Here is a 231-nt window from a genome sequence, read left to right on the forward strand (position 1 = left end):
TCCTCACCACTTACGCCCTGTTGCCCAAGGACCTTGAGCGCCTGGCCAAACAGCCGCTGCACGTTCTGGTGCTGGACGAAGCGCAATACATCAAGAACCCCAACAGCAAAGCCGCCCAGGCCGCCCGTGACTTGCAGGCCCGTCAGCGCTTGTGTCTGAGCGGTACGCCGCTGGAAAACCACCTCGGTGAGCTGTGGTCGCAGTTCCATTTCCTCATGCCCGGCTGGCTCG

1 protein-coding gene is annotated in these 231 nt (G+C 62.3%); it reads left to right on the top strand.

Features of this window, described 5'->3' with window-relative positions; translation table 11 throughout:
• Positions 1–231 (top strand): SNF2-related protein (locus J5M66_RS26855; protein ID WP_207817564.1); only part of this gene is annotated, 231 nt, incomplete at both ends.

The organism is Pseudomonas sp. 67(2021), assembly GCF_017491835.1.
In the GTDB taxonomy this organism is placed as follows: Bacteria; Pseudomonadota; Gammaproteobacteria; order Pseudomonadales; family Pseudomonadaceae; genus Aquipseudomonas; species Aquipseudomonas atacamensis.